At 29.5% G+C, this 5,434-nt stretch carries 6 protein-coding genes; all 6 read left to right on the forward strand.

Features of this window, described 5'->3' with window-relative positions; all coding sequences use genetic code 11:
* The first annotated feature begins 134 nt into the window (after window positions 1-134).
* Window positions 135-716, forward strand: coding sequence for a Crp/Fnr family transcriptional regulator (locus tag B2U95_RS10655; RefSeq protein ID WP_296316130.1), 582 nt, complete (start codon window positions 135-137; stop codon window positions 714-716).
* A gap of 54 nt (window positions 717-770) precedes the next feature.
* Window positions 771-1,640 (forward strand): SDR family oxidoreductase, encoded by an 870-nt coding sequence (locus tag B2U95_RS10660; RefSeq protein ID WP_296316134.1) that lies wholly within the window; start codon window positions 771-773, stop codon window positions 1,638-1,640.
* Window positions 1,641-1,783: 143 nt separating this feature from the next.
* The gene (locus B2U95_RS10665; protein ID WP_296316137.1) at window positions 1,784-2,803 is read left to right on the forward strand and encodes a hypothetical protein; all 1,020 of its coding nucleotides are present in this window, start codon (window positions 1,784-1,786) and stop codon (window positions 2,801-2,803) included.
* A gap of 253 nt (window positions 2,804-3,056) precedes the next feature.
* Window positions 3,057-3,542 carry an RNA polymerase sigma factor gene (locus B2U95_RS10670; protein WP_296316138.1) on the forward strand — a complete coding sequence of 162 codons (486 nt, stop codon included), beginning with the start codon at window positions 3,057-3,059 and terminating at the stop codon, window positions 3,540-3,542.
* Window positions 3,542-4,138, forward strand: coding sequence for a hypothetical protein (locus B2U95_RS10675; protein WP_296316141.1), 597 nt, complete (start codon window positions 3,542-3,544; stop codon window positions 4,136-4,138). Before B2U95_RS10670 ends, B2U95_RS10675 begins: the two co-directional genes overlap by 1 nt.
* A 109-nt stretch (window positions 4,139-4,247) precedes the next feature.
* Window positions 4,248-5,434, forward strand: a 1,187-nt coding sequence (locus B2U95_RS10680) for an alpha/beta hydrolase family protein (RefSeq protein WP_296316143.1), incomplete at its 3' end; no start/stop codon positions are given.

Consider the following 5,434-nt stretch of genomic DNA (forward strand, 5'->3'; position numbering starts at 1 on the left):
ATTTTCCGCTGGAAAATTCCTTCACTTTTGTTATCTTAGTACCTTAACTTTAAGTAGGTCCATGTTTTCGCAACAAAACCATAGCCGATTCGTTGTAGCTAATGTAAAAAAAGCGTTATAAAAACATAAAAATAATGCATAAATTAGTTGAAAGCATAAATACTTATATCTCATTGAATGACAGTGAATTGTTATTACTTAAAAATGCGATAGAGAAGAGGACCTATAAGAAGAATGATGTAATTTTTACCGAAGGTAAAATATCTAATGAAATCTATTTTGTAGAAAAAGGATGCGTTAGACTTTTTTATAATGTAGAGGGTAATGATAAAACTGCTTTTTTTTATACAGAAGGTCAGTTTATTTGTGCGGGTGAAAGTTACACCTATAATATACCTGCAATTGAAAATTATCAGGTAATTGAACAAACCGAAATATTTGTTTTCACAAAAAAGAAATCTGAAGAATTATTAGGTAAAGCACCAAAGCTTGAAATAATTGCCAGAATTGCGACTGAAAATGAATTAATCACCTGTCAAAAGGTAATTGCATCATTTGTAACCAAATCTGCAGAAGAACGCTATACCGATTTACTGAACACTCAAGGAGAATTATTTCAACGCGTTCCCCAACAATACATTGCGTCATTTTTAGGAGTATCACCCGAAACATTAAGTAGAATAAAAAAACGTGTTTATAAAAAAAGTCGTTCTTGACGAACGTCAAGGAGATGTTGTGAACTCATACCTAACTTTGTAATAAAATAAAAGATGAGCAAACAAAAGGTTTTAGTAGCAGGAGCGACTGGATATTTAGGACAGTATTTAGTAAAGGAACTCAAAAAAAGGGGTTTTTGGGTGAGGGTGTTAATCAGAAATGAACATCAAAAAGATACGTTTGACGCTGTTGATGACTTCTTTATTGGACAGATAACTGACCCAGAAAGTCTAACAGGTATAACCAAAAATATAGATTTGGTTTTCACAACAATTGGTATTACTCGCCAGAAAGATGGCATGACTTATATGGATGTTGATTATCAGGGAAATTCTAACTTATTAAAAGAATCTCTAAAAGATGAAGTAAAATCATTTCAATATATTTCAGCAATAAACGGAGATAAACTTAGACATCTTAAAATATTTGAAGCTAAGGAAAAATTTGTTGACGAATTGAAAGGTTCTAAAATTAATCATTGTATTGTACGTCCAAATGGTTTCTTTTCTGATATGAAAGATTTTCTTAATATGGCAAAAGGCGGTAGAGTCTATTTATTTGGTCATGGTAAATTTAAATTAAATCCAATTCATGGAGAAGATTTGGCAAAAGTTTGTGTAGACACTATGATAGAAGGTGTAAAAGAAGAATCTGCTGGAGGAATTGATGTTTTAAGCCAAAATGAATTAGCTGAAATGGCATTAAAAGCTTGGGGGAATCCTATTAAAATTACACACTTACCAGATTGGATAAGAAGATTTACCATTTGGTTATTAAGAACTTTTACATCTTCAAAAACTTATGGACCAATAGAGTTTTTTTTGACATTAATGGCAAAAGATAATATTGCAAATACTTATGGAAAAAAAAGACTTGCAAATTATTTTAAATTAGAAATAACAAGTATGAAAAATAAACACTAGCTACAACACAGTATAAAAAACATAGGGCGATTGTGCTAAAGCGAAAGGCTACTAAATTTTAATAAAATTCGCTAGATAATAAACCGAAACGTAAGTGCTTATTAACTGTCCTACATTTCTTTTACTAAACGTTAGGCAACATTATGAGAAAAGCACTCTATATAACAATAAGCACTATTTTTTTATTTAGTTTAAATTCATACGGACAATGCTTATGTGGAGATATTCAACTAAAAGTGATAATCGATGATTTGAGTTTCAAAAACGACAACTCTAATTACGAATTAATAGTAATAGAGAAACCAGAAAAATTTTCATTTAACACCAAATTTCTTACTAAAAAATATTTCTCAAAAGACACATTAAAATTAACTTTAGGAACTGGTGTTGGAATAGATAAATTAAGAATTGAACTTAAGAATAAAATTAATGCATCAAGTATGCAGATTACCATATTGAATATGATTTATGATAATGATTATCTTATCGATTTGTCAAAATTTACTTCTGGAAATTATATTTTTGATTGGAAAAAAATAGATGCTTGTCAAGCACACAATAAAACATCTCGAATAGTAGAATGCGAAGGAATGAAGTTTATTCAATTGGATTTACAAACTAAAAACGTAAATTTTAACAACAACAAAATTAAAGTGCAAGATTTAGAATATTTTATCAATAAAAGTGATATTTCTCTACAAATAAAAAACAACAAAGCAAAAACCGAAATAAAAGAAAGGATTGAATCTCTACTTTTGTCTGAGATAGACAGCATATATCATTTAGAAAAAGATAAATATTTTTTCACACAAAAAAACGTTTCTGGAAATGGAAACCATTACTACGATGAAATTATACTGCACATCATATCCTTTTCAGAAAATAAGATAACTCTGTATACAATAGAAATAGAAATTAAAGAAAATAATGGTTATCTCGATGAAAATGGATGTTTAATTATATCGCAACATCAGCTTTATGATTTTAAGGAAAGTATGTTTATTAAATATGATGAATATTCCAAAATCCTAGAGTACCAATTTAATAATATTGATCTTCAATCCAATGATAATTTATCAGATTTAATAAATATTCAATACCTATTTGTGAATGGAAAATTTGAAATGTTAGCAGAAAGATTAACGAAAATGCAACTAGATTAACATTGCCTAACACCGTGTGTAATTAATTGCTAGGTCACTGCCGACTTACGAACATTCCTGCGGAATATTCTACCTGTGATTTATTTACTAAATTAGGTGCTTAACCACACAACTAACCATACACCAAACGTTGCCACACATAGAATTCACCCCCCCTCATTATTAGTAGATTAAAAAAATAATAAAATAAAAACACATTTTTTTGTGATTTTTTAAATACTTCATATACTAATAGAGTGTAACTAATCTTAAAATGCATACAAAAAAGGAGTTCATTCAGGATATAAAAGAAAACGAAGGCATTATTTATAAAGTCACAAGGATTTATTCGAATAATAACGAAGATCAAAATGACTTATATCAAGAAATTGTGTATCAGCTATGGAAATCTTACAATTCTTTTAAAGGAAATTCTAAAATTAGTACTTGGATGTATCGCATTGCATTAAATACTGCTATCAGTAATTTGAAAAAAGAAAAAAGAAGAGGATCTCAAGTATCAATAGACAACCTTCTTTTAAGTCAAATGAATGAAGTAGATACTGTAATGGAAGAACGAATTACGCTTTTGTATGCGCATATAAAAGAACTCAGTATAGTTGAAAGAGGAATCATCCTTCTTCATTTGGAAGGCAAAAATTATGATGAAATAGCTACAATTACTGGATTTACAAATACTAATATTGGCACACGTTTAGCCAGAATTAAACAAAAATTAAAAACTCAAATTAAAAAATAATGGAACTAGAAGAAATGGAATCCCTTTGGAATGATATGAGTCAGAAAGTTGACCAACAAAAAGTATTAACAGATAAATTAATCATTGATATGACACAGGAACGTTATGAAAATAAATTACGTCACATTTCAATCCCAGAAACGATAGCTGCACTAATTTGTTTTGCTGTGGTAATATATCTCATTAGTAATTTTGGATTATTGGATGTTTGGTATCTGCAACTTTCAGGAGCTATAACAATTATTTCTTGTTTAATATTACCTATTCTTTCATTAAAATCTATTCAAAAAATGAAAGCTATTAATATTTCAAAAAACACGTACAAAGAATCTCTAACTAAGTATGCTAGAGGAGAAACAAGATTTATGCTACTACAAAAAATTAGCTTTTATGTTAGTTTTTTAGTACTTATATTATCCGTTATTGCATTTAGTAAAATCATGAAAGGTATTGATATTTTTACAGTGACAGAAAAACTGAATTGGTTAGTGCCTTCAGGAATTGGAGTCTTATACATATTTACGCAATGGGTACTTAAAAAGTACAAGAAGGCAACAACTTCAGCAAATAACATATTGAAGGAACTAGAACTCTAATTCTTTTCTAATCAAATAATCATAAATAATTATTGTATTGTTTTCTGTTCTGAATTTTGTTCGGATAGGAGAGATACGTTCAAATATTAACAAATTTAAATATCAAAAAATGAAAAAAACACACATAACAATCGCCATACTTTTATACTCAGTTTTGAGTTTTTCTCAAGACATTACTGGAAAATGGTATGGAACAGCAGAATTAGGAGAAGCCAAAAAAATCAATTTTATTTTTAACATACAAAACACTGAAAACACATATGTAACCACTATAGAAATTCCAACCCAAAGAGTGTCTGGTTTAAAACCTCAAAAAACAACTTTTAAAAATGGAGCATTATTTATTGATGGAGCAAACTTGGGAATAAAATACGAAGGGATTTTTAATAAAAATATACAACAATTTGAAGGAACTTTTAGTGAAGGTCTTAATGCGCTTACTTTGATTTTAAAAAGGGGTAAAATCAAATTAGAAAAAACTACTAAAAGACCTCAAGAACCCGTGAAACCATACCCATACAAAGAAGAAGATGTCGTTTTTAAAAATAAAGAAGCTAATGTGTCACTTTCTGGAACATTGACTTTACCTCGTACAAATGGAAAATTCCCTATAGTTATTTTAATCAGCGGTAGCGGACCACAAGATAGAGATGAAACTGTTGCAAATCATAAACCTTTTTGGATACTTGCTGATTATTTAACCCGAAAAGGAATTGCTGTATTACGATATGATGATCGTGGTTTTGGTAAATCTACAGGGAATTTCAGCAATGCAACAACTAAAGATTTTTCTACAGATGTAATTAGTGCAGTAAATTACTTAAAATCAAGAGCAGACATTGATTTAAATAATATCGGTCTAATAGGTCATAGTGAAGGTGGTATTATTGCTCCACTAGCTGCAAACCAAACCAATGATGTTTCTTTTATAGTATTGCTTGCTTCTACGGGGATTCTTGGAAGTGAATTATCACTGATACAATCGAAAACTCTGAGACCTTTCCCTGTGCCTGATGAAGATGTGTATGAAAAAGCCATTAGAAAAGCTATTAAAATTGCAGGATCAGATAAAGAAATATCAGCTATTAAAAGTGAACTTACCACACATTACAATGCTACCATTGCGCCAATCCTAAAACCTTTGGTTGGAAATGATGCTAAAGTTTCTGAAATTATAAAAGGTTTAATTGAAACGAGAACCACCCCTTGGATTCGTTATTTTTATAACTACAATCCTGCCAATGAAATTGAAAAATTAAGTATTCCTGTCTTATCCTTAAATGGAACTAATGATAC

The organism is Winogradskyella sp. UBA3174 (assembly GCF_002364335.1).
In the GTDB taxonomy this organism is placed as follows: domain Bacteria; phylum Bacteroidota; class Bacteroidia; order Flavobacteriales; family Flavobacteriaceae; genus Winogradskyella.

Excerpts from the sequence above, each read along its gene's own strand:
- B2U95_RS10655 (WP_296316130.1), top strand. The coding sequence starts at position 135 with ATGCATAAATTAGTTGAAAGCATAAATACTTATATCTCATTGAATGAC.
- B2U95_RS10660 (WP_296316134.1), top strand. The coding sequence starts at position 771 with ATGAGCAAACAAAAGGTTTTAGTAGCAGGAGCGACTGGATATTTAGGA.
- B2U95_RS10665 (WP_296316137.1), top strand. The coding sequence starts at position 1,784 with ATGAGAAAAGCACTCTATATAACAATAAGCACTATTTTTTTATTTAGT.
- B2U95_RS10670 (WP_296316138.1), top strand. The coding sequence starts at position 3,057 with ATGCATACAAAAAAGGAGTTCATTCAGGATATAAAAGAAAACGAAGGC.
- B2U95_RS10675 (WP_296316141.1), top strand. The coding sequence starts at position 3,542 with ATGGAACTAGAAGAAATGGAATCCCTTTGGAATGATATGAGTCAGAAA.